Source organism: Streptomyces sp. NBC_00490 (assembly GCF_036013645.1).
Lineage (GTDB): Bacteria > Actinomycetota > Actinomycetes > Streptomycetales > Streptomycetaceae > Streptomyces > Streptomyces canus_F.
Window position 1 is genome coordinate 7926580 of sequence record NZ_CP107869.1, and the last position, 22034, is coordinate 7948613.

22 protein-coding genes are annotated in these 22034 nt (G+C 72.0%); 9 read left to right on the top strand and 13 right to left on the bottom strand.

Features of this window, described 5'->3' with window-relative positions; all coding sequences use genetic code 11:
- Positions 1–101: 101 nt before the first annotated feature.
- A complete protein-coding gene (locus OG381_RS36140; protein WP_327720203.1) occupies positions 102–1538 on the bottom strand; it encodes an MFS transporter in 1437 nt (478 codons plus the stop codon).
- A 91-nt stretch (positions 1539–1629) separates the two neighbouring features.
- Between OG381_RS36140 and OG381_RS36145 the strand changes: the two genes are divergently transcribed.
- The gene (locus tag OG381_RS36145; protein ID WP_327720204.1) at positions 1630–2031 is read left to right on the top strand and encodes a winged helix-turn-helix transcriptional regulator; all 402 of its coding nucleotides are present in this window, start codon (positions 1630–1632) and stop codon (positions 2029–2031) included.
- Between the two features lie 69 nt (positions 2032–2100).
- Here the strand turns inward: OG381_RS36145 and OG381_RS36150 are convergent, their stop codons facing one another.
- The 4 genes from OG381_RS36150 to OG381_RS36165 all read right to left on the bottom strand — a co-directional run bounded on the left by OG381_RS36150 (position 2101) and on the right by OG381_RS36165 (position 5878).
- The gene (locus tag OG381_RS36150) at positions 2101–2733 is read right to left on the bottom strand and encodes a hypothetical protein (protein ID WP_327720205.1); all 633 of its coding nucleotides are present in this window, start codon (positions 2731–2733) and stop codon (positions 2101–2103) included.
- A gap of 70 nt (positions 2734–2803) precedes the next feature.
- Entirely contained in the window at positions 2804–3415 is a 612-nt protein-coding gene (locus tag OG381_RS36155; RefSeq protein WP_327720206.1) for a histidine phosphatase family protein, read from the bottom strand.
- Positions 3416–3447: 32 nt separating this feature from the next.
- The gene (locus OG381_RS36160; protein ID WP_327720207.1) at positions 3448–4602 is read right to left on the bottom strand and encodes a serine hydrolase domain-containing protein; all 1155 of its coding nucleotides are present in this window, start codon (positions 4600–4602) and stop codon (positions 3448–3450) included.
- Positions 4603–4669: 67 nt separating this feature from the next.
- On the bottom strand, positions 4670–5878 hold the full coding sequence (locus OG381_RS36165) for a pyridoxal phosphate-dependent aminotransferase (RefSeq protein ID WP_266886319.1): 1209 nt from the start codon (positions 5876–5878) through the stop codon (positions 4670–4672).
- A gap of 87 nt (positions 5879–5965) precedes the next feature.
- On the opposite strand from OG381_RS36165, the gene OG381_RS36170 reads away from it, so the two are divergent.
- Complete coding sequence (locus OG381_RS36170; RefSeq protein ID WP_327720208.1) at positions 5966–6604, top strand: winged helix-turn-helix transcriptional regulator; 639 nt, start codon at positions 5966–5968, stop codon at positions 6602–6604.
- 67 nt (positions 6605–6671) lie between these two features.
- On the opposite strand, the gene OG381_RS36175 is transcribed toward OG381_RS36170, so the two are convergent.
- The 3 genes from OG381_RS36175 to OG381_RS36185 are packed head-to-tail and all read right to left on the bottom strand — an operon-like array spanning position 6672 to position 10277.
- Complete coding sequence (locus OG381_RS36175; RefSeq protein WP_327720209.1) at positions 6672–7475, bottom strand: hypothetical protein; 804 nt, start codon at positions 7473–7475, stop codon at positions 6672–6674.
- Positions 7475–8746, bottom strand: coding sequence for a VWA domain-containing protein (locus tag OG381_RS36180; RefSeq protein ID WP_327720210.1), 1272 nt, complete (start codon positions 8744–8746; stop codon positions 7475–7477). Before OG381_RS36180 ends, OG381_RS36175 begins: the two co-directional genes overlap by 1 nt.
- 16 nt (positions 8747–8762) lie before the next feature.
- Positions 8763–10277, bottom strand: coding sequence for an IucA/IucC family protein (locus OG381_RS36185; protein ID WP_327720211.1), 1515 nt, complete (start codon positions 10275–10277; stop codon positions 8763–8765).
- Positions 10278–10363: 86 nt separating this feature from the next.
- Between OG381_RS36185 and OG381_RS36190 the strand changes: the two genes are divergently transcribed.
- Genes OG381_RS36190 through OG381_RS36200 form a run of 3 tightly spaced genes read left to right on the top strand, consistent with a single transcriptional unit; the run spans position 10364 to position 13040 of the window.
- Entirely contained in the window at positions 10364–11824 is a 1461-nt protein-coding gene (locus OG381_RS36190) for an IucA/IucC family protein (protein ID WP_327720212.1), read from the top strand.
- 20 nt (positions 11825–11844) lie between these two features.
- Entirely contained in the window at positions 11845–12750 is a 906-nt protein-coding gene (locus tag OG381_RS36195; protein ID WP_327720213.1) for a HipA family kinase, read from the top strand.
- The gene (locus OG381_RS36200) at positions 12747–13040 is read left to right on the top strand and encodes a SelT/SelW/SelH family protein (protein WP_327720214.1); all 294 of its coding nucleotides are present in this window, start codon (positions 12747–12749) and stop codon (positions 13038–13040) included. Before OG381_RS36195 ends, OG381_RS36200 begins: the two co-directional genes overlap by 4 nt.
- On the opposite strand, the gene aceB is transcribed toward OG381_RS36200, so the two are convergent.
- Both aceB and OG381_RS36210 read right to left on the bottom strand, forming a co-directional pair.
- On the bottom strand, positions 13030–14664 hold the full coding sequence (gene aceB / locus OG381_RS36205) for a malate synthase A (RefSeq protein ID WP_327720215.1): 1635 nt from the start codon (positions 14662–14664) through the stop codon (positions 13030–13032). The two genes, OG381_RS36200 and aceB, sit on opposite strands and share 11 nt — an antisense overlap.
- Positions 14665–14848: 184 nt before the next feature.
- A complete protein-coding gene (locus tag OG381_RS36210; protein ID WP_327720216.1) occupies positions 14849–15448 on the bottom strand; it encodes a nucleotidyltransferase family protein in 600 nt (199 codons plus the stop codon).
- Between the two features lie 218 nt (positions 15449–15666).
- Between OG381_RS36210 and OG381_RS36215 the strand changes: the two genes are divergently transcribed.
- Complete coding sequence (locus tag OG381_RS36215) at positions 15667–15951, top strand: DUF5955 family protein (protein WP_327720217.1); 285 nt, start codon at positions 15667–15669, stop codon at positions 15949–15951.
- Position 15952: 1 nt separating this feature from the next.
- Here the strand turns inward: OG381_RS36215 and OG381_RS36220 are convergent, their stop codons facing one another.
- A complete protein-coding gene (locus tag OG381_RS36220) occupies positions 15953–16651 on the bottom strand; it encodes a DUF6304 family protein (protein ID WP_327720218.1) in 699 nt (232 codons plus the stop codon).
- Positions 16648–17442, bottom strand: coding sequence for an IclR family transcriptional regulator (locus tag OG381_RS36225; RefSeq protein ID WP_307024138.1), 795 nt, complete (start codon positions 17440–17442; stop codon positions 16648–16650). The genes OG381_RS36220 and OG381_RS36225 overlap by 4 nt, the downstream gene beginning before the upstream one ends.
- 273 nt (positions 17443–17715) lie before the next feature.
- On the opposite strand from OG381_RS36225, the gene allB reads away from it, so the two are divergent.
- Together allB and alc are read left to right on the top strand one after the other, a co-directional pair.
- Entirely contained in the window at positions 17716–19053 is a 1338-nt protein-coding gene (gene allB, locus OG381_RS36230) for an allantoinase AllB (RefSeq protein ID WP_327720219.1), read from the top strand.
- A gap of 46 nt (positions 19054–19099) precedes the next feature.
- On the top strand, positions 19100–20215 hold the full coding sequence (gene alc / locus OG381_RS36235; RefSeq protein WP_327720220.1) for an allantoicase: 1116 nt from the start codon (positions 19100–19102) through the stop codon (positions 20213–20215).
- A 155-nt stretch (positions 20216–20370) separates the two neighbouring features.
- Here alc and OG381_RS36240 read toward each other — a convergent pair whose 3' ends face one another.
- Entirely contained in the window at positions 20371–21108 is a 738-nt protein-coding gene (locus OG381_RS36240; protein ID WP_327720221.1) for an SDR family oxidoreductase, read from the bottom strand.
- 100 nt (positions 21109–21208) lie between these two features.
- Here OG381_RS36240 and OG381_RS36245 point away from each other — a divergent pair, with 100 nt between their 5' ends.
- Complete coding sequence (locus tag OG381_RS36245) at positions 21209–22024, top strand: AIM24 family protein (protein ID WP_327720222.1); 816 nt, start codon at positions 21209–21211, stop codon at positions 22022–22024.
- Positions 22025–22034 lie beyond the last annotated feature (10 nt).

Below are 22034 nucleotides of genomic sequence, written 5' to 3' on the forward strand. Positions count from 1 at the left end.
CCCCGGCTACGGAACCGCGCCCCCTGAGGGGCGCGGGGCTGTATTCATGTGCGGCTACCGCCGCGTGGGCGCGATCAGCCCTTACCGGCCCGCAGGTTGGCTCACTTCCGTCCCGGCCGCAGTACTCCCGCCGCCAGCCCCAACGCCACCACCGCGATCCCGGTCCCGACCCCGAAGGCGAGCTGATACCCCTCGGCCGTCGCCGCGAGGCGCCCCGCACCGCCGTCGACCAGCCCCTCCGTCCGGCTCGCCGCCAGTACCGACAGCACCGCCAGTGCCAGCGAACCACCCACCACCTGGGTGGTGTTGAACAGTCCGGACGCCAGCCCCGCGTCCTCCTCCCGCGCCCCCGACATGGCCAGCCCGGTCAGCGCGGGCATCGCCGCGGCGAACCCGGCGCCCAGCAGGAGCAGCGACGGGAGTACGTCGGTGACATAGCGGCCGTCGACGGGTGCGCGACTCAGCAGAGCCATGCCGGCGACGATGAGGACGAGCCCGGCGAGCAGCACCCGGTACGCGCCGAACCGCCCGATGGTCCGCGCCGACAGGCCGAGCATCAGCGCCCCGATCACGATCGGTGCCGGCAGGAACGCCGTACCCGTGGCCAACTCGCCGTAGCCCAGGACGCGTTGGAGATAGAGCGCGGCGATGAACTGGAAGCCGTACATGGTGGCGATCATCAGGATCTGCACGGCGTTCGCACCGCTCAGCACCCGGGAGCGGAACAGCCGCAGCCGCAGCAGCGGCCGGGCGGTCCGTGCCTGGCGGACGGTGAACGCCACGAAGAGCGCGACGGCGAGGGCGGCCAGCAGGAGCGTGACGGTCAGTCCGCGGTCGCCGGCGCCGACGATGACGTAGACCGTGAGCATCAGGGCGCCCGTGACCAGCGTCGCGCCGGGATAGTCGGCGCCCCTGCCGAGTCCCTCCCCGCTGTCCGGGGCCAGGACACGGGACGCCGCCAGCAGGGCGACGATGCCGATGGGGAGGTTGATGAGGAAGATCCAGTGCCAGTTCAGGACCTCGGTCAGCGCCCCGCCCAGGAACGTGCCGAGGGAAGCGCCCCCGGCGCCGACCGCGCTGAACACCGCGATGGCACGGGCCTGTTCGCGCGGGTCGGGGAACAGGGCGACCAGCATGCCGAGGACCACGGCCGAGGTCATCGCCCCGCCCACGCCCTGCAAGGCGCGGGCCGCGATCAGCACACCCTGGCCGGTCGCCACCCCGCACAGCACGGACGCCACGGTGAACACGGCGAGCCCCGCGGTGAACATCCGCTTGCGGCCCACGAGGTCGCCGAGCCGGCCGGCGAGCAGCAACAGCCCGCCGAAGGCGATGAGATAGGCGTTGACGACCCACGCCAGGCCCGAGGCCGAGAAGCCGAGGTCGCTCTGGATGGCCGGCATGGCGACCGTGACGATGTTGCCGTCCAGGACCGTCATCAGCGTCCCCGCGCACAGGACGGCAAGGGAGGCCCAGCGGGAGTACGTTCGCTGTGTTCGGTGCGGTGTCCGGCTACGGGACTCGATGATGGCCGTCATGGCGGCGTTGCCTCCGGTCTTCCTTGGTGCACGACTTGTAACGGGGTTCATCGTGGGTGACCATGGAGGCCGGTCGTAAGGAGGCAGTCCGATGTCCCAGAGGAACACCGGTGTTACCGTCCAGGCAGTGAACGCGCACGCCTGCCCCGTCCGCGAAGTTCTTGACAGGGTCTCCGGCAAATGGAGCGTCCAGATCCTGGTGGCCGCCGCCCACGGACCCATCCGCTTCACCGAGTTGGAGCGCAGCATCGAGGGCATCAGCCGCCGCATGCTGACCCTGACGCTGCGCAACCTGGAGCGCGACGGACTCGTGACCCGTACCGTGTATCCGACGGTCCCGCCCAAAGTCGAGTACGAACTCACCACGGCGGCCAGGGAGTTGCACGAGACCCTGCAGCGCCTGACCGACTGGGCCGAGCGCAACAGGGTCTACATCGCCGAGTCGAGGGCCGCCTACGACACCGAGCACCAGCCGGAGCTGGTCGACGTGTAGGCCTTCCTACGGTGTGGCCGGTGCCTCCGCCCCCGTGGGTCCGGGGCGGCCGCCGCTCCTCGCGGTGCCCTACACCCGGCGCGGGGAGGCCAGCAGGTACCGGGCTCTGGTCCGCGGCTCGGTGTACTCGCCGACCTGCCAGCCCGCCCCCTCTAGGGTGGCCGCGCAGGCCCTGAGCGCGCCGGCGTCCGGCTCGCGCACGGCGACGGCCTCGGGCTGCGGGGTCACCCGCACCCGGTATCCCTCGGTGCCTTCTCCGGTCGCCGGACGGTGCCCGGCCGCCTCCAGGGCGAGCGCGGCGGCCTGCACCAGATGGGTGCGCTCCCAGCCGCAGGGCCGGTCCGTGGCCCCGTCCGGGTTCGTCATCCGGCGCAGCTCCAACAGCCCCTGCCAGGCGCTGTGCACCTCCCGCACCCGTGCCGCACCGGCGGCCGGCGGATCCTCCTCGCCGCCGATGCGCGCGGCGAACACCCCGGCGGCCGAGGGCGCCTCGGGCTCGGGTGGGGGCGCCGTCGGTTCGGCCTCCCGGATCCGGTGTCCGGCCGGGGTCAGGAAGTGGTCGTGCGGCGGCCGGGGGTGCCGGAACGCGAGCCCGTGCTTCACCAGGGCCGCGAGCTGGGCCTCCGTACCTCTGAGCCGTCCGGTGACGGGATCGGCGCCGTCGATGACACGCCGCTGTGCGGCGGTCGGCGGTCGTGTCACGGCGTGCTCCTCCCCGTCGGCAGGCCGGTAGGACAGGCGGTCGCCGTGCGGCGATCAACCCACTCGAAGACTACGACGGGGGTCTGACATCGGGTCTGACATTCCATCCCGCCACCACCGGCCGCCCGTGCTCCGTGCCCAGTCGGCACACCGTCCCCGTCGCCAGCTGGAACAGCGCGCCCTGGGCCGCCGGCAACCCGAGCCGGCGCGCCGTGAGCACGCGCAGGAAGTGCCCGTGGGCGACCAGCAGCACCACGCCCTCGGTGTTGGCGAGGGCCGCGTCCACCTTGGCCAGCACCCGGTCGGCGCGCTCACCGACCTGTTCCGGCGTCTCCCCGGGACGGTCCGGCGGTCCCGGTGCGACCCCGTCCGTGAACAGGAACCAGTCCGGCCGGGTGCGCTGGATCTCGACGGTGGTGATCCCCTCGTAGCCGCCGTAGTCCCACTCCCGCAGGTCGACGTCGACCCGGGCGTCGGGCACCCCGATGAGCTCGGCCGTCTCGCGGGCCCGCTGGAGCGGACTGACGAAGGCCGCGCCGATGCGGTGCGAGCGGATCAGCGGCACCAGGCCGCGCGCTTCCGCCCGCCCGCGCTCGGTCAGCGGAACGTCCGTCCATCCGGTGTGCCGTCCGGACCGCGACCACTCGGTCTCACCGTGCCGGACGAGAAACAGGTCACCCACGCCGTCCTCCTGCCATGCCTGTCAGCACGGTGTCACGCCGCGCGGGCGGCCCGCACGACGGACTCGGCCAGACGGCCGTTCTCGGGGGAGGCGCCCTCGCCGGAAGGGAACGCGAAACGGCGCCGCGTGTAGGCGTACGCCACGCCGCTCGCCGGGTCGGCGAAGCCCAGCGAGCCCGTCGCGCCGCTGTGCCCGATCGTGTCCTCGCCGAGGAACGGGTACAGCCTGGTCAGATACTCGAATCCGAGTCCGAAGTGGCCCGACTGCCCGGTCACCAGATCCGTCCCCGGTGTCCGCCGGCCCCCGAACGCGGCGACCGTCTCCCGGGTGAGCAGCGGCGGCCGCCCGTCCACCGTGCCGATCGCGGCGGCGTACATCCGGGCCACCCCGCGCGCGTTGCCCACCCCGCCCGAGGAGGCGGGACCGAGCACCCGTACGGCGCGGGTGTTGCCGAAGGCCACGATGTCGGTCCGCTCGGGCGCGTTCGCGTTCATGGCGACGCCCGGGATGCTGTCGGGCTCGGCCGCCCGCTCCCGCAGTGCCGCGAGCTGCTCCGCTGTGGGTTCCAGCGGCAGCACCTCCCGCCACCGTGGCTCCAACTCCTCGGGCAGCCCGAGGTGGAAGTCGATCCCGTACGGCGCCCGGATGCGCTCCTCGTACAGCTCCTGGACCGACCGCCCGGTGACCCGCCGCACCACCTCTCCGGTGAGCGCGCCGATGACGAAGGCGTGGTAGCCGTACGCGGTCCCCGGCTCCCACAGCGGCTTCTGTCCGGCCAGCCGCGCGGCGATCAGCCGGTCGTCGGCCAACTCCCGCGTGGTGAAGCCGCTGTCCACGCCGACCACACCCGACCGGTGCTCCAACAGCTCCCGCAACGTGAGTCGGTCCTTGCCCTCGGCAGCGAACTCGGGCCAGTAGGAGGCCACTTCACGGTCAAGGTCGAGGACACCCTCCTGCACCAGCAGCGCCACGACCAGATGCGCGGCACCCTTGGTGATGGAGTACAGGCTGGTCAGCGAGGAGCCGCTGGTGTCCTCCCCGGCCCACAGGTCGACCACCTGCCGGCCGCCCACGTACGCCGCCAGCTGTGCGCCCGGGTCGTGCGTCTCCTCGGCGACGAAGGCGGCGAACTCCTCGCGCACGCCCTCGAAGCCGTCGGCCACGGTGCCCTGCACGTCGTACGACATCCCGCTTCCCCCCCAGTCGTCGGTCCCGTATGGAGTCGATCAACAGGAGGCGGACGTTTTGCATTCCCTACTGCCGGTAGCCGCTCAGGAACCGCCCGATCCGCCCGATCGCCGCCTCCAGGTCATCGGCGTGCGGGAGCGTCAGGATGCGGAAGTGGTCGGGGGTGGGCCAGTTGAAGCCGGTGCCCTGGACGACCTGGATCTTCTCCCGCAGCAGCAGGTCCAGGACGAACTTCTCGTCGTCGTGGATCTTGTACACCTTGGGGTCGAGCCGCGGGAACGCGTACAGCGAGCCCTTCGGCTTCACGCACGACACCCCGGGGATCTCGTTGAGCTTCTCCCAGGCCACGTTGCGCTGTTCGTACAGCCGCCCGCCCGGCACGGTCAGCTCGCGGATGGACTGGCGGCCGCCGAGCGCGGCCTGGATGGCGTACTGGGCGGGGGCGTTGGCGCACAGCCGCATGGAGGCCAGCATGGTCAGGCCCTCCAGGTAGTCCTTGGCGTGCTGCTTGGGGCCCGTGATCACCAGCCAGCCCGAGCGGAAGCCGGCCACGCGGTACGTCTTGGACAGACCGCAGAACGTCAGCACGACCAGGTCGGGGGCGAGGGCCGCGGCCGAGTGGTGCACGGCGTCGTCGTAGAGGATCTGGTCGTAGATCTCGTCGGCGAAGACCATCAGGCCGTGCCGGCGGGCGAGGTCGAGGATGCCCTCGACGATCTCCTTCGGATAGACCGAGCCCGTGGGGTTGTTGGGGTTGATGATCACGACGGCCCGGGTGCGGTCCGTGATCTTCGACTCCATGTCGGCCAGGTCGGGGTACCAGTCGGCCTGTTCGTCGCACAGGTAGTGGACCGCCTTGCCGCCGGCGAGGGTGGTGACCGCCGTCCAGAGCGGGAAGTCCGGGGCGGGGATGAGGACTTGGTCGCCGTCCTCGATCAGCGCCTGCACGGCCATCGAGATCAGCTCGGAGACGCCGTTGCCGAGGAAGACGTCGTCGACGTCGATCTCCAGGCCCAGGGTCTGGTAGCGCTGCGCGACCGCCCGGCGGGCGGAGAGGACGCCCTTGGAGTCGGTGTAGCCGTGCGCCTGCGGGAGCATCCGGATCATGTCCTGGACAATCTCCTCCGGCGCCTCGAAACCGAAGAGCGCCGGGTTGCCGGTGTTGAGGCGCAGCACGCTGTGGCCTGCCTCCTCCAGCGCGTTCGCGTGCTCGATCACCGGGCCGCGGATCTCGTAACAGACCTCGCTGAGCTTGCTGGACTGCCGGAACTCCATGCGCTGCCGCCTCTCCGGTTTCTGGTGTTGCTTGGTTTTACCAAGTAGCCGCTTGGAAAGTCCAACGACTTGTCTAGACTGCGTCGCATGTCACCTCGCCGAAGCTACGACCAGTACTGCTCCGCCGCGCGTGCGCTCGACACCGTCGGCGACCGCTGGACCCTGCTGATCGTCCGCGAGCTGCTCGCAGGCCCGCGCCGCTACTCGGACCTGCACGCGGATCTGCCGGGCGTCAGCACGGACGTACTCGCCTCGCGGCTGAAGGACATGGAGCGCGACGGACTGGCCACCCGGCGCCGGCTGCCGCCGCCCGGCGCGGCGAACGTCTACGAACTCACGCCCCGGGGAAGGGAGTTGCTGCCCGTGCTGCAGGCGCTGGGCGCGTGGGGCGAGGCGGAACTCGGAGAGCTGCGGCCGACGGACGCGGTGCGGGCGCACTGGTTCGCGTTGCCGATGCTGCGCGCCCTGCGGGACCGGGGGGAAGGCGAGGGGCTCGTCGAAGTCCGGCTGGAGGAAGGGCACTTCCATCTGAACGTCGGCGCCGGGGACGGGCCGGTCTACGGCGACGGGCCCGCGCCCGGGGAGCCCGACGCGCGGCTCGTCCTGGACACGGCGACCTGTACGGCGATCAGTCGCGGAGAGGTGAGCGTGACCGACGCGGTCCGGGACGGCCGTATCGAAGTGACCGGCGACGGAGCGCTCGCGAAGGCCCTGCGGGAGGCATGAGGCAGACATGCGAGAAGGCCCGCCGTACTGAGCGGCGGGCCTTCTCCCAGGGCCTCTTGAGGTGCCGTCAGGCGCCCGGCGGCACCTGCCGCGGACGTCCCGCCCCGCGCGTCAGCGTGTATCCGCCGACCCCCGCGAGCGCGGCCAGCACACCGCCCAGCACGGTCCACACCCAGCGGTCGGACCACCAGCCCGAGGACCAGCCGTCCTCGGGCTCGATCGCGGACAGCACGGCCGACGACTCCGAGGTCTCCTCGTCGGACGCGGACGTGACCGCGATGCCCGGCACCAGCGGCTCGGCCAGGGAGCCGTCCACCGCCGCCGCGCCGCCGATGTCCTTGGAGTCGGCCCGGACCGAGGTGTCGACCGGCTGGCCGAGGTCGGCCGTGGCGAGGCCGACGGCCGTCAGCCGGATGTAGTACGTCCCCGGCAGCGGGTCGTTCGCCCACGGCTCCGACCAGGCGCGGACCGTGCGCAGCACACAGGCCAACTCCACGGAGGCGGCGTCCGCCGCGGCGGTGCGGGTCTGCGCGCCGTACTGGCAGGCCTGGCGGCGGCGCAGTCCGTCGTACACGTCGACCTGCCAGGTCTGCGCGGCATGCGTCTTCGGCAGCTTCACCGTCGCCTTCACGGTGGGGCGCTGACCGGCGTCCGCGGGGAACGACCAGTACTGGTAGTCACCGGTGGAGCCGCTCGCCGTGGCGTCCTGCCCCTGCTCGATCTCGGTCGCCGTACGGAACGACGTACCGGCCGAGGTGGGGGCGGCGTCGTCGGCGGAGGCCGAGGGGGAGGGCGACGAGTCGGCCGTCGCGGGGGAGACCGCCAGCCCGAGCATGAGCGCCGCGGCGCCCAACACGCGTGTGATCCTCATCAGTTGGTCCTCCAGACCGCGAACCGCCAGCGCGACAGCCAGCCCCAGAGCACACCGGCGAGGAAGCCGGTGAGGATCAGTACGCCGAGCAGCCACCAGCCACGTCCGAGACCGAACGAGGCGACGTCGTCGGCGGCCGAGGGCGCGTCCACGACGTCCACGGTCAGTTCGAGCGGCAGACCGGGCGTGGTCTTCACACCGGAGGCCGCCGAGAAGGAGTGGGTGACCTGGAGGCAGACGACCTCGGGTGCCGGCTTGTCGCTGTCGTCGTCCCGTTCGGGCTTCGGATAGCGCAGCCCGGTGGAGACGACGTCGGTGCGCCCGTTGCCGGCGGCCTCGCCGCGCACGATCTCACGGCCGTGCACGGTGACGGCCCGCAGCAGTGTCCCGTGGGCGGGGTTCACGGCCCGGTCGGCCGCCACACTCACCGAGGCACGCAGCTCCTGTCCGTCGAAGACCTCCACGCGGTACCAGCGCTCCTGCCCGAACTCCTCGCGGTCCGTGTAGAGCCCGGACTTCAGGGTGGGCGCCTTCGCGCACTCGGCGGCGCCCTCGGTGGCCACCGGCGTCACCACCGGGTCGGCCGCCCGGTCCACCAACTGGTTGACCTTGTCGGTGAGTTCCTCGGTGTGCTCCACCGAGGTGTACGTACCGCCCGTCGCCTCCGCGATGCAGCTCAGCTGCTGCCGCATCTTGGTGTTCGGGACCAGGCCGAGCGTGTCGATGGTCAGACCGATGCCCTTGGCGGCGATCTCGCGGGCCACCTCGCACGGGTCGAGCGGGGCGCAGGTGTCCTCGCCGTCGCTGATCAGGACGATCCGCTTGGAACCGGCACCCTCGGTGAAGTCGCCGGCCGCCTTCAGCAGCGCGGGCCCGATCGGCGTCCAGCCGGTGGGGGAGAGGGTCGCCACCGCCGTCTTGGCCTCGGTACGGTCCAGCGTGCTGACCGGATAGAGCTGCGCGGTGTCCTTGCAGCCCGTCTTCTGGTTGTCGCCGGGATAGTTGGCGCCGAGGGTCCGGATGCCGAGCTGGACCTCCTCGGGCGTCGCGTCCAGCACCTCGTTGAAGGCCTGCTTCGCGGCGGCCATGCGGGTGCCGCCGTCGATGTCCGCCGTCCGCATGGAGCCGCTCACGTCGAGGACGAGGTCGACCTGGGGCGCGGTCCCGCCCGTGGGTTCGCCGGCGGCCGCCCCGGTCGGGAGGGCGATCCCGGCCGTGAGGGCGGCGAGCAGGGTGCACACTCCTGCCGCCAGCCGTTTACGTGTGATCATCGGCGGATCCTATTGATCAGGAGTGCCGCACTCCAAAACGGGCCGGGTTCGGCAGCCGCGCCCACTGATCCCCGGGCGTCCCCGGCGACAGCCTCATCAGCGTCAACGCCTTTGCGGGCAGCGGGTTCTCGAGAAGCGCCACCAGATCCGGTGTGCGCGGAAGATCTCCTACGACGGTCTCCAGCGCCGCGCCCAACGCCGTACCCGAACCCGCCGTCCCCGCCAGGGCTCCGGCGACCAGTGCCCCGAACAGCTTGCGCCGCAGGGCGGTTTCGTCGTCCGTGACGATCCGGCCCGTCAACTCCGGTACCGGGAGCCCGTGTCGCGTCAGCCGTGCCGGGCTGACCCGGATGTCGGCCAGGTCGCGATAGACCAGCCGCAGCGGGGCGCCGGCCGAGGAGAGCACCACCAGGAGGTTCTGGCCGTGTGCCTCCAGCGCCACGCCCAGCTCCAGCAGCCGCAGCCCCACAGTGAGCGCGAGCCGCGCGAACTCCGCCAGCCAGCCCGGGGATCGGGGCAGCCCGGTGGTGGCGAGCGCGGCCACCGGGACGACGCGCTCGCCGCTCCCGGCGTACGTCTGCGGCGATTCGCGCAGGACGGCGGCCAGGTCAGGGGAGTCGGCGGTCGCCGCGCCCAGGGTGCGGGTGAAGTGCAGCAGACCGTCCGTGTGCGCGGTGAGCGTCTCCGCGAATGCCGACAGGGTCGCCGACAGGCCGATCGAGTAGACGGAGATGTCCCGCACCGAGGACGTCAGCCGGGCACTCAGGGCCGTCTTCACATGCGGACCGCCGTCGGCCAGGGCCAGCGTGCGCAGGGACATCAGCGGATGCGCCACCGGCCCCTCGTCGCCCGCCCGCTTCAGCACATGGGCCGCCTGCCAGGGATGCACCGGGATCAACAGCCGCCCCCCGTCCCGCATCCCGTCCGGCCACCCGCCGGTCACCAGGCACTCGTCCGCCCCGACCGGCATCAGGCGCAACGCGACGAGCGGCCGGTGCTCGGGACCGTACGCCAGCTGCTCGGCCACCGAGAAGCCGGGTCGGGAACGGCAGTTGGGGTGGTACGGGTGCCCGTCGACCACGCGCTGCTCCCACTCCCAGTCGGTCCCGGGCCACTCGTCCGAAGGGTTCTCCTGCCCGGCCCGGGACAGCGCCGTCGAGGCGACGCTGTGGCCGAGCTCGGCGGCCAGATCCGGGCCGTGCGGTACGCCGAGGTCGGTCGTCAGCCGTGCCGGATCGTCGTACGCCCGGTCGTCGAGGTGGACGACGGTGACGTACGCGGCGGTCGCGTACGGGTCGGCGGGCGGCCCCTGGAGCCGGCGTCCGTCACGAAGGCGCAGGACGAGGGCGTCCCGGGTGCTTTCGCGACGGGTGACCCAAGGCAGCGGCTCATGGGCCAGCGCCCGCCACAGCCGGGTCAGTACGGCCGCGCGGGCGCCGGGGAGCTCGGCCGTGTACCGCGACACGAGGCCGGGGCGCACTGCGGCCAGCTCTTCGGCGACCTCGGCCTCGGCGGTGGGGGGACGGTGCACGGGCGGGCTCCTCGGGTACGAGTAGGGCGTCACGGCGGGGGTGACGACATAGATACTGATCGTCTCCGCCCGCCCGTAGAGAACGAGTGAACCGCGTGGACCTCATTCCCCCGGCCGCCGCCGACGCCCATGCCGCGGCGCCGCTGCTCAACTGTCTGCTGCGCGAGGTCGCCGAGCCGCTCCCGGGCTCCGGCGAGCCGCGCACGCACAGGCTGCCGAGCGGGCGACTGCTGCGGGTGCGCGGCGACCGGCGGCCCGCGGACCCCGAGGTGGACACCGGCGGTCACTGGCGGCGCATCGGCCACACCGAGCTCGTGAAACTCGTCGTCGAGGAACTGACCCGCCACACCGGCCTGTCCAACCCCGACCTGCCCGCCGAGATGATCGACAGCCGGGACGCGGTGGCCGCGATCCTCGCCGCACGCGCGCGTGCCACGCCGCCCACGGACCCGTACCTGCTCTCCGAGCAGTCCCTCCTCACCGGCCACCCGTACCACCCCGCCCCGAAGGCGCGCGGCGGCGGTCCGGCCGCCGGCTGGCTGCCGTACGCACCCGAGGCGCACGCCCGTTTCCCGCTGACGCTGCTCGGCGTACGCGAGGACACGGTCGTGGACGAGGGCGACACCGCGGCCCTCGACGCCCTCGGTGCGGCCCCGCCCGGCTACCGGCTGCTGCCCGCCCACCCCTGGCAGCTCGACCTGGTCGACCTCTCGGACGCCTTCGCCGACGGCCGTCTGATCCGCCTCGGCACCACCGGCTTCGACGCCTGGCCCACGGCCGCGATCCGCACCCTGTACGCCCCCGAGCACGACCTGTTCCTGAAGTTCAGCCTGGACGTGCGGATCACCAACGACATCCGCCGCCTGTGGCGCCACGACCTGCTGAGACTCCGCAGGACCGACGCGGCGGCGGTCCGCGCGTTCGCCGGGGGGCCGGCGGCCTGGCTGTCGGACCGCGGCTACCGCACCGCCGACTTCGCCTTCGAGGAACTGGCGGTCCTGGTCCGCGACGGCTTCCACGGCCACCTCGAGGCCGGCGCCACCCCGCTGCTGGCCGCGGGCCTCGTGGAGGGCTTCGAGGGCAGCCCGTCCGGCGGCGCGGCCTGGTGGGAGGCGTATCTGCGCGCCGTCGTGCCGCCCGCCCTCGCGGCCTTCGCCGACCACGGCGTCGTACTCGAAGCACATCTGCAGAACACGCTGGTCGCCGTCGACGCCGGCGGAACACCCGTGCAGGCGCTGTTCCGGGACGCCGAGGGCGTGAAGCTGCTCTCGGACGTGGGCCGGGCGGCCGGGTGGGAGCGGCTGGTGTACACGCTGGTCGTGAACCATCTGTGCGAGGTCGCGGCCGTCCTCGCCGAGCGGCATCCCGGTCTCGACCCCTGGCCCGCCGCCCGCCGCGAACTGGCCCGCCACGACCTCCCGGAGATCAGAGCCCTGCTCGCCTCGCCCACCCTCCCCGGCAAGACCAACCTGCTGCTGCGCTGGACCGGAGCCGACGGCGCGGACGCGCGCTACCTCCCCCTGCCGAACCCGCTGGCCGCCACATGATCTGAATTACCCTGGCCCGTGTGCTGCGCTATGTGACTGCTGTTCGATACGTGACCCCGCTGCGGTCCGGCGGCTCCGTGCCCGGAGTCGTCGAGGCCGACGACCTGGGGACGTACGTCGTGAAGTTCACCGGCTCGGCACAGGGCCGCAAGGCCCTGGTCGCCGAGGTGATCGTCGGCGAGCTGGCCCGCGCGCTCGGACTGCGCTTCCCCGAACTGGTCCTCGTGCACTTCGACCCGGCGATCGCCGACAGCGAGCCGCACCAGGAGGTGCGCGAACTCCACGGCGCCAGCGCGGGGGTCAACCTCGGCATGGACTACCTGTCGGGCGCCGCGGACTTCACCCCGGACGTCGCCAAGTCGTTCCGGGTCGACCCTCTGGAGGCGGGCCGGATCGTCTGGCTCGACGCCCTGACCGTGAACGTGGACCGTACCGTCCACAGCTCCAACCTCATGGTCTGGCCCACACTCGGCGTCGCGCCCCCGCGCCTGTGGCTGATCGACCACGGCGCGGCCCTCGTCTTCCACCATCGCTGGGACGGCTCGGACCCCGCCAAGCGCTACGACTTCCGCCACCACGCCCTCGGCCACTACGCCCCCGACGTACGCGCCGCCGACGCGGAGCTGGCGCCGAAGGTCACCGAGGAACTGCTGCGCGCCGTCGTCGCCGAGGTCCCCGACGCCTGGCTGACGGACTTCGACGCGCCGCCCCTGGCGCGGGAGGCCTACGTGGAGTACCTCCACGCGCGCGTCCAGGCCTCCCACGCCTGGCTGCCCACCGACTTCCCCACCCGGGAGGAACTCGCCGCGGAGGAGGCCCGCCGCGCGGCGAAGACACAGCAGGGCCGTCCGGACTGGCTGAAGCGGGTCCCCGACCTGCACGGCAAACCGGCGGCGGAACAGGATTGGTCGGTACACCTCGGATGAGTCCCGTCGTACAGATCGAGTACTGCACCCAGTGCCGCTGGCTGCCCCGCGCGGCCTGGCTGGCGCAGGAGCTGCTCACGACCTTCGAGACGGAGCTGGGCGAGCTGTCGCTCAAGCCCGGCACCGGTGGCGTCTTCGTCGTCCGGGTCGACGACGAGGTCGTCTGGGACCGCAAGGAGCAGGGCTTCCCGGAGCCCACCGCCGTGAAGCAGGCCGTACGCGACCGAGTGGCCCCGGGAAAGTCCCTGGGCCACTCGGACAGGGCCGCGCAGGAGGACGTCAGCCCTTGAGCTGCTCGTACGCGGGCAGCGTCAGGAAGTCCGCGTAGTCGGCGTCGAGGGAGACCTCCAGGAGCAGGTCGTGCGCCTGCTGCCAGTGGCCGGCGGCGAACGCCTCCTCGCCGAGCTCCGCGCGGATAGCGGTGAGCTCCTCGGCGGCGATCTCGCGGGCCAGCTCGGGCGTGGCCTTCACGGTCTCTCCGGCGTGCTCGAACTCGACGCCCGCGTTGATCCACTGCCAGATCTGCGAGCGCGAGATCTCGGCGGTGGCCGCGTCCTCCATCAGGTTGAAGATGGCGACCGCGCCGAGACCGCGCAGCCAGGCCTCGATGTAGCGGATGCCGACCTGGACGGCGTTGACGAGACCGTCGTACGTCGGCCGGGCGTCCAGCGAGTCGATCGCGATCAGGTCGGCCGCCTCCACGTGGACGTCCTCGCGGAGGCGGTCCTTCTGGTTCGGCCGGTCGCCGAGGACCTTGTCGAAGGACTCCAGGGCGATCGGGACCAGGTCGGGGTGGGCGACCCAGGAGCCGTCGAAGCCGTCGCCGGCCTCGCGGTCCTTGTCGGCACGGACCTTCTCGAAGGCGACCTTGTTGACCTCGGCGTCCCGGCGCGACGGGATGAACGCCGCCATGCCGCCGATCGCGTGCGCGCCGCGCTTGTGGCAGGTGCGGACGAGGAGTTCGGTGTACGCCCGCATGAACGGGGCCGTCATCGTCACCAGGTTGCGGTCCGGCAGGACGAACTTGGCGCCGCCGTCACGGAAGTTCTTGACGATGGAGAACAGGTAGTCCCAGCGGCCCGCGTTCAACCCGGAGGCGTGGTCGCGGAGTTCGTAGAGGATCTCCTCCATCTCGTACGCCGCCGTGATCGTCTCGATCAGGACGGTGGCGCGGACGGTGCCCTGGGGGATGCCGACGTAGTCCTGCGCGAAGACGAACACGTCGTTCCACAGGCGGGCTTCGAGGTGCGACTCGGTCTTGGGGAGATAGAAGTACGGGCCCTTGCCGAGGTCGAGCAGGCGCTGGGCGTTGTGGAAGAAGTACAGGCCGAAGTCGACGAGGGCGCCCGGCACCGGGGAGCCGTCGGCGTCGACGAGGTGGCGCTCGTGGAGATGCCAGCCGCGCGGCCGCATCACGACGGTGGCGAGCTCCTCGTCCGGGCGCAGGGCGTACGACTTGCCCGACTTCTCGTCGGTGAAGTCGATGCTGCGGGTGTACGCGTCGGCGAGGTTGACCTGGCCGAGGATCACGTTCTCCCAGGTGGGCGCCGAGGCGTCCTCGAAGTCCGCGAGCCAGACCTTCGCACCCGAGTTGAGGGCGTTGATCGTCATCTTGCGGTCGGTGGGGCCGGTGATCTCGACGCGGCGGTCGTTCAGGGCCGCGGGGGAGGGGGCCACCTTCCAGGAGTCGTCCGCGCGGATCGCGGCCGTCTCCGGCAGGAAGTCGAGCGTGGAGGTGCGGGCGATCTCGGCGCGGCGCTCCGCACGGCGGGCGAGGAGCTCGTCACGGCGGGGCGTGAACCGGCGGTGCAGCTCGGCCACGAAGGCGAGGGCCGCGTCGGTGAGCACCTCCTCCTGCCGGGGCAGGGGCTCGGCGTCGACGATGGCCAGCGGGGACGGCGCTGGTGCGGACATGAGCTGTCACTTCCTTCAGCGTTGGCACCGGGTGCCACTCGAACCGGGTACGGCGAGGAACGCCCTGGGAGGGGTAGGGCGCTTCTGATCAGTGGATACTAGTTTCCTCATCGTGGAAGTTCAATGGTTTGTTGATGTCGAGATTCTCCGAGTCGAGGGAACGTGGCGCTGAGTGCCACCTCGCTCACTCAAGGTGCTGCAGATCTTCGGCGGTGTCGATGTCGTAGGGCCGGGCGACGTCCCCGCACTCGACGAGGGTGATCTCCCCGGCGCGTTCCTTCAGATAGGCACGTGCCCCCCGGTCTCCCGTGGCAGTCGCGGCGATCCCCGCCCAGTGGGCGGACCCGAAGAGCACGGGATGCCCGCGTACGCCGTCGTACGCGGCCGAGACCAGGGAATGGGGGGACGCGTACGCGCCGAGCACGCGCGCGTACGCCTCCGGTCCGATACCGGGCTGGTCGACCAGCGACACGAGCGCGGCCCGCACGTCCGTGCCGGAGAACGAGTCGAGACCCGCTCGAAGCGAGGAGCCCATGCCCTGCTCCCACCCGGGGTTGTCCACGAGCACGCAGCCGTCGAGCCGCGCGGTCTCGCGCACGGCGTCGGCGGCCGCGCCCAGCACCACGTGCACGCGCGCGCAGCCCGCGGCGCGCAGGACGCCCACTGCGTGTTCGATCAATGGCCTGCCACGATGTCCGAGCAGTGCCTTGGGGCGTCCGCCCAGTCGCCGGCCGCCCCCCGCGGCGAGGAGCAGCCCGGCGACCTGGCGCGTGTTGTCCGTCATGGGTCCTGCATACCTGACGCCCCGCGTACTGGCCGGTTTCCCGGGGCTGAATTTCGGTCCGCGGAGTGGCGCGGCCCCTGCCGGCTGGCGTTTACTGACCCGCGTCCCCGGCGCCCGACCAACGCCATGGGGCGGTTCGGGCGGGATCACGACGTAGGGCGCACCACGGCGTGCGAGGGGGGAGAGCTGTGTTGCGGAGCTTGGGACAGAGGCCGTCAGTGACCGGCAGCGACGAGGACCCCAGGGTGGCGGGCCTGCGGACCGCGGTGTCCCGGCTGCGCCGCGAACTCGCCGCGCATCCGGCCGAGTTCCCCGACCGGGGCATCGCCGAGGACGAACTCGCCGCGCTGGCCGCGATGACGATCGACGGGACACCGGAGGTGCCCCGGCTGCGCAGGTCGCTGCTGCTGATCGCGGGGGCGATCGGGTCGGTGAGCGCGCTGTCGCGGGGCCTGAGGGACGTACGCGACGCGGTGGATCTGTTCGGGCAGCCGCGGCGCTAGGTCAGAGCGACCCGCGGTAGGGGAACGGCCCCCGGTAGCCGTGGTCCGAGGTGCGGTGCTCGAACTCCTCGCACAGCCAGGTCTCCTGGACGAGCTCGGTCTGCGCTTGCCAGACCGCGAAGATGCCGTGCGGCCCGTGCTTGCCGTCCACCCGGCGGTAGAGGTCCTTGGCGTCACGGAAGCAGGCCAGCCCCGCCATCATCGGGCTGCCGGCCGGGTGGTAGTCGGACCAGGCGCACGCGACGCAGGCCCGGAGCCGGGCCGCTCGGGGCAACGCGCGCTGGAGGGCGTGCAGGGCGTGCTCGAGGTCGCCCGGGCCGTCGACGACCTGGTACTCGTGTCCGTCCAGCCGCAGGGTGGCGGTCAGGGTCTCCGCGTCCAGGCCGCGCCCCGGACCCGCCGGTCCCCCCATCCGCAGCGCGCAGTGCAGCACACCGGGCCGTACGCCGTCCCCCGCCACGTCGACGGGCAGCGCAACCTCCCACTCCAGGAGGCACGAGCACAGGCCTCCGTCGAAGAAGGAGAACGGGAGGCCGGGCGGCGTACCGCCCAGGGCGCCGAGGTCGTCCATCGTGTCGCCCTCGAAGCGGACGCCCCTGATCGTCGTACGGATCAGTTCGCGGCCGTCCGACTCGAAGGTGATCTCCTCGGTGCCGTGCCGGTCGGTGTACCGGCCCGGCCAGCGCACTAAGCCGGTCATGCGGGGCTCTGGGTGGCCAGCGCCTCGGAGAGTTCCCCGGCCACCTGCTGGAGCACGGGCACGATCTTGTCCGTCGCCGCCTCGGTGACCCGGCCCGCGGGGCCGGAGATCGAGATGGCGGCGGCGGTGGGGGAGTCGGGGACCGACACCGCGAGGCAGCGGACGCCGATCTCCTGCTCGTTGTCGTCCACCGCGTAACCGAGCTGCCGTACGTCGGCCAGGGCCGCGAGGAAGCCCTCCGGCGTGGTGATCGTCTTCTCCGTCGCGGCCGGCATGCCGGTACGGGCGAGCAGGGCGCGCACCTCGGCGTCGGGGACGTTCGCCAGCAGGGCCTTGCCCACGCCCGTGGAGTGCGGCAGGACGCGCCGGCCGACCTCGGTGAACATGCGCATCGAGTGCTTCGACGGCACCTGGGCGACGTACACGATCTCGTCGCCGTCGAGCAGCGCCATGTTCGCCGTCTCGCCGGTCTCCTGGACCAGCCGGGCCAGATAGGGGCGGGCCCAGGTGCCCAGCAGCCGGGCCGCGGACTCGCCGAGGCGGATCAGACGCGGGCCCAGCGCATAGCGGCGGTTGGGCTGCTGACGGACGTATCCGCAGGCCACGAGGGTGCGCATGAGACGGTGGATGGTCGGCAGCGGCAGTCCGCTGCTCGCGGAGAGCTCGCTGAGGCCGACCTCGCCGCCCGCGTCCGCCATCCGCTCCAGCAGATCGAAGGCGCGCTCGAGGGACTGGACCCCGCCAGTGGTGGACTTGGCGGAGTCGGTGGTGCTGGCGCTGGACGTCGGCACGGCGCGTTCCTTTCGGGGCGGGCGGGAAAGGGCAGAAGCCTACCCGCCAGTCGGTTGACTCCCCGCTGGTGCGTAGCTACGTTCTGCCTGTCGGAATTCTAATTCCGCCTTGTGGAAACGTCCAGAGTGTGGCGCATCGAAGCCCTCTGGAGAAGTGTGCCCTTGACGGCACGGAAGCGGGAGTGAAGACTCCTTCAACAGAACGTTGAATTCCGTTGCGTGGAAGTAAATTCCATTTCCCGGAAGTAACAACGGCGACAGAGAGGGGTCCGGGTGTCCGACGTAGAACTGGTGCTGCGCTCGACGCGCGTCATCACTCCGGAAGGGACGCGAGCCGCTTCGGTCGCCGTCTCCGCCGGGAGGATCACGGCCGTCCTGCCGTACGACGCCGCCGTCCCGGAGGGTGCCCGGCTGGAGGACGTCGGCGACCACGTCGTCCTGCCCGGCCTGGTCGACACCCATGTACACGTCAACGACCCGGGCCGCACCGAGTGGGAGGGCTTCTGGACCGCCACACGCGCGGCGGCGGCCGGCGGCATCACCACCCTCGTCGACATGCCCCTCAACTCCCTGCCGCCGACGACGACCGTCGACAACCTCCGTACGAAGCGGGAAGTCGCCGCCGACAAGGCCCACATCGACGTCGGCTTCTGGGGCGGCGCCCTGCCCGACAACGTCAAGGACCTGCGCCCGCTGCACGAGGCCGGTGTCTTCGGGTTCAAGGCGTTCCTGTCCCCGTCCGGCGTGGACGAGTTCCCGCACCTGGAACAGGACCGGCTCGCCCGGTCGCTGGCCGAGATCACCTCCTTCGGCGGCCTGCTGATCGTGCACGCCGAGGACCCGCACCACCTGGAGGCCGCCCCGCAGCAGGCCGGCCCCCGGTACGCCGACTTCCTGGCCTCCCGTCCGCGCGACGCCGAGGACACCGCTATCGCCCAGCTCATCGCCCAGGCGAAGCGGCTGGACGCCCGCGTGCACGTCCTGCACCTCTCGTCGAGCGACGCGCTCCCGCTCATCGCCGCCGCCAAGGCCGAGGGCGTCCGCATCACGGTCGAGACCTGCCCGCACTACCTCACCCTCACCGCCGAGGAAGTCCCCGACGGTGCCAGCGAGTTCAAGTGCTGCCCGCCGATTCGCGAGTCTGCCAACCAGGACCTGCTCTGGCAGGCGCTGGCCGACGGCACCATCGACTGCGTGGTCACCGACCACTCGCCCTCGACGGCCGACCTGAAGACGGACGACTTCGCGACGGCGTGGGGCGGCATCTCGGGCCTCCAGTTGAGCCTCGCGGCCGTGTGGACCGAGGCACGCAGGCGCGACCACTCGCTCGAGGACGTCGTCCGCTGGATGTCCACCCGGACCTCCGAACTGGTCGGCCTGGACCACAAGGGCGCCATCGAGGCCGGCCGTGACGCCGACTTCGCGGTCCTCGCGCCCGACGAGACCTTCACCGTCGACCCGGCACGTCTCCAGCACCGCAACCGCGTGACGGCGTACGCGGGCAAGACCCTGTACGGCGTCGTGAAGTCGACCTGGCTGCGCGGCGAACGCATCGTCCAGGACGGCGAGTTCACGGAGCCGAAGGGCCGGCTCCTCACCCGGGACCACTGATTCAGACCTCCGCACCCGCAGCGGCCGACTCTCGAAAGGCAGACCTTTGACGGCGATTCCGAGCTTCACCGGCGACGCGAACCCGTACGGCGGCGGTGACCCGTACGCGGACTACCGCACCGCCGACTTCCCCTTCACCCAGTACGCCGACCTCGCCGCCCGGCAGCTCGGTGCCGGAGTCATCGCCGCCAACGACGAGTTCTTCGCCCAGCGCGAGAACCTGCTGATCCCCGGGCGCGCCGAGTTCGACCCCGAGCACTTCGGGCACAAGGGCAAGATCATGGACGGCTGGGAGACGCGCCGCCGCCGTGGTGCCTCCGCCGGGCACCCGTGGCCGACGGCCGAGGACCACGACTGGGCGCTGGTCCGCCTCGGCGCGCCCGGCGTGATCCGCGGCATCGTCGTCGACACGGCCCACTTCCGCGGCAACTACCCGCAGGCGGTGTCGGTCGAGGGGACGTCGGTGGCGGGCTCGCCGTCGCCGGAGGAACTGCTGGGCGACGACGTGAAGTGGACGACGCTCGTCCCGCGCACGGCGGTCGGCGGCCACGCGGCCAACGGCTTCGAGGTCTCGGTCGAGCAGCGCTTCACCCACGTCCGCGTCAACCAGCACCCCGACGGCGGCATCGCCCGCCTGCGGGTCCACGGCGAAGTGGTCCCGGACCCGCAGTGGCTGTCGGTCCTCGGCACCTTCGACGTGGTCGCCCTGGAGAACGGCGGCCAGGCCGAGGACGCCTCCAACCTCTTCTACTCCCCGGCCTCCAACACCATCCAGCCGGGCCGCTCCCGCAAGATGGACGACGGCTGGGAGACCCGCCGCCGCCGCGACCAGGGCAACGACTGGATCCGCTACCGCCTGGTGGCCCAGTCCCAGATCCGCGCGATCGAGATCGACACGGCGTATCTGAAGGGCAACAGCGCCGGCTGGGCCTCGGTGTCCGTCAAGGACGGCGAGGACGGCGAGTGGACGGAGATCCTCCCGCGCACCCGCCTCCAGCCCGACACCGACCACCGCTTCGTCCTCCCCGCCCCGGCGGTCGGCACCCACGCGCGCGTGGACATCTTCCCGGACGGCGGCATCTCCCGCCTGCGGCTGCACGGCTCCCTGACGGAGTCCGGCGCGACAGCCTTGGCGGCCCGGCATCAGGAACTCGGCGGCTGACAGGCGCAGGGCGTCAAACGCCGGAGGGGCTGAGAAACCAGCCCGTCCGGCGTTCGAGGACGAGGCCCGTTCAGGGCCGAAGCGGGGGTCTGGGGGCGGCAGCCCCCAGGGACGGGACGGGTAGGGGCGGCGGGGGCGAGAACATCACATGGGCGTCACGCCGCGTGCCCCCCGTCCACCGACAGCTCCGCCCCCGTCACGTAATCCGCCCCCGCCAGGTAGGCGACCATCCCCGCCACCTCGCCGGCCGTCCCGAACCGCCCGAGCGCCGTCATCGCCGCCTGCCCCGCCGCGTAGGGCCCGTCCGCCGGATTCATGTCCGTGTCGACAGGACCCGGATGCACGATGTTCGCGGTGATACCGCGGGGGCCGAGTTCCCGGGCGAGGGCCTTCGTGAGGCCGATCAGGGCCGACTTGCTGGTCGCGTAGAGGGTCCCGCCGGGGCCCGGCACCCGCTGGGTCATACAGGTGCCGACGGTGATGATCCGGCCCCCGGACGACATCCGCGCGGCCGCCGCCTGCGAGGCCAGGAACACCCCGCGCACATTGACCGCCAGCACCCGGTCCACCTCCGCGAGCGACAGGTCCTCCAGCGGCCCCAGCACCCCCACGCCCACGTTGTTGACCAGCACGTCCAGGTCGCCCAGCGCCTCCACCGCACGGTCCACGGCTCCCGCCGCCTCGGCCGCGTCCGCGGAGTCCGCCCGCAGGGCCACCGCACGGCGCCCCACCGCCTCGACGGCCCGTACGACGTCCTCGGCCGCCTCCTTGCCGTTCACGTACGTGAGGGCCACGTCCGCGCCCTCCCGGGCCAGCCGTACCGCTGTCGCCGCGCCGATACCGCGGCTGCCGCCCGTGACGAGAGCCACCTTGCCGTTCAGAGAAGCAGTCATGGCTCCATCCCAGTGGTCCGCGGGCGCCCGTGCTGGCGGCGAACGGACACCGAGGTGGGATGCCCGGAACTCTTTCCTCCGCTTCCCGCGTTCTCCAGACGTGACCCTTCAGCAAGACATCGTCGGCAACGCCATGCAGATGGCGGTCGTCAGCCTGCAGCCCGGTCAGACCGTGTACTGCGAGGCCGGAAAGTTCCTGTTCAAGACCACGAACGTCACCATGGAGACCCGCCTCGGCGGCCCGTCGAACCCCGGTGGCCAGCAGCCCCAGGGCGGCGCCGGCGGTATGGGCGGCATGCTCCGCCAGGCCATGGGCACCGCCATGCAGGTCGGTCAGCGTGCCCTCGCGGGCGAGTCGCTGGCGTTCCAGTACTTCACGTCGACCGGCGGCGAGGGCACCGTCGGCTTCGCGGGCGTCCTGCCCGGTGAGATGCGGGCCCTGGAGCTCGACGGCACGCGCGCGTGGTTCGCGGAGAAGGACGCCTTCGTCGCCGCCGAGTCCACCGTCGACTTCGGCATCGCCTTCCAGGGCGGCAGGACTGGCATGAAGGGCGGCGAGGGGTTCGTCCTGGAGAAGTTCACCGGCCGCGGCACCGTGATCATCGCTGGCGCCGGAAACTTCATCGACCTCGATCCGGCGGACTTCGGGGGCCGCATCGAGGTCGACACGGGCTGCGTCGTCGCCTTCGAGGAGGGCATCCGCTACGGCGTCCAGCGCGTCGGCGGCCTCAACCGGCAGGGGCTCATGAACGCCGTCCTCGGTGGCGAGGGCCTCTCCCTGGCCACCCTGGAGGGCAGCGGCCGCGTCATCCTCCAGTCCCTCACCATCGAGAGCCTCGCCAACGCCCTGAAGAAGGCGCAGGGCGGCGACAAGCAGGGCCCGACGGGCGGCCTGTTCTCCACGAACGCCGGGTGACGCGCCACCG

Coding starts and splice junctions, on each gene's coding strand:
- OG381_RS36140 (WP_327720203.1), bottom strand. CDS start 1,538: ATGACGGCCATCATCGAGTCCCGTAGCCGGACACCGCACCGAACACAG.
- OG381_RS36145 (WP_327720204.1), top strand. CDS start 1,630: ATGTCCCAGAGGAACACCGGTGTTACCGTCCAGGCAGTGAACGCGCAC.
- OG381_RS36160 (WP_327720207.1), bottom strand. CDS start 4,602: ATGTCGTACGACGTGCAGGGCACCGTGGCCGACGGCTTCGAGGGCGTG.
- OG381_RS36165 (WP_266886319.1), bottom strand. CDS start 5,878: ATGGAGTTCCGGCAGTCCAGCAAGCTCAGCGAGGTCTGTTACGAGATC.
- OG381_RS36170 (WP_327720208.1), top strand. CDS start 5,966: ATGTCACCTCGCCGAAGCTACGACCAGTACTGCTCCGCCGCGCGTGCG.
- OG381_RS36175 (WP_327720209.1), bottom strand. CDS start 7,475: ATGAGGATCACACGCGTGTTGGGCGCCGCGGCGCTCATGCTCGGGCTG.
- OG381_RS36180 (WP_327720210.1), bottom strand. CDS start 8,746: ATGATCACACGTAAACGGCTGGCGGCAGGAGTGTGCACCCTGCTCGCC.
- OG381_RS36200 (WP_327720214.1), top strand. CDS start 12,747: ATGAGTCCCGTCGTACAGATCGAGTACTGCACCCAGTGCCGCTGGCTG.
- aceB (WP_327720215.1), bottom strand. CDS start 14,664: ATGTCCGCACCAGCGCCGTCCCCGCTGGCCATCGTCGACGCCGAGCCC.
- OG381_RS36210 (WP_327720216.1), bottom strand. CDS start 15,448: ATGACGGACAACACGCGCCAGGTCGCCGGGCTGCTCCTCGCCGCGGGG.
- OG381_RS36220 (WP_327720218.1), bottom strand. CDS start 16,651: ATGACCGGCTTAGTGCGCTGGCCGGGCCGGTACACCGACCGGCACGGC.
- OG381_RS36240 (WP_327720221.1), bottom strand. CDS start 21,108: ATGACTGCTTCTCTGAACGGCAAGGTGGCTCTCGTCACGGGCGGCAGC.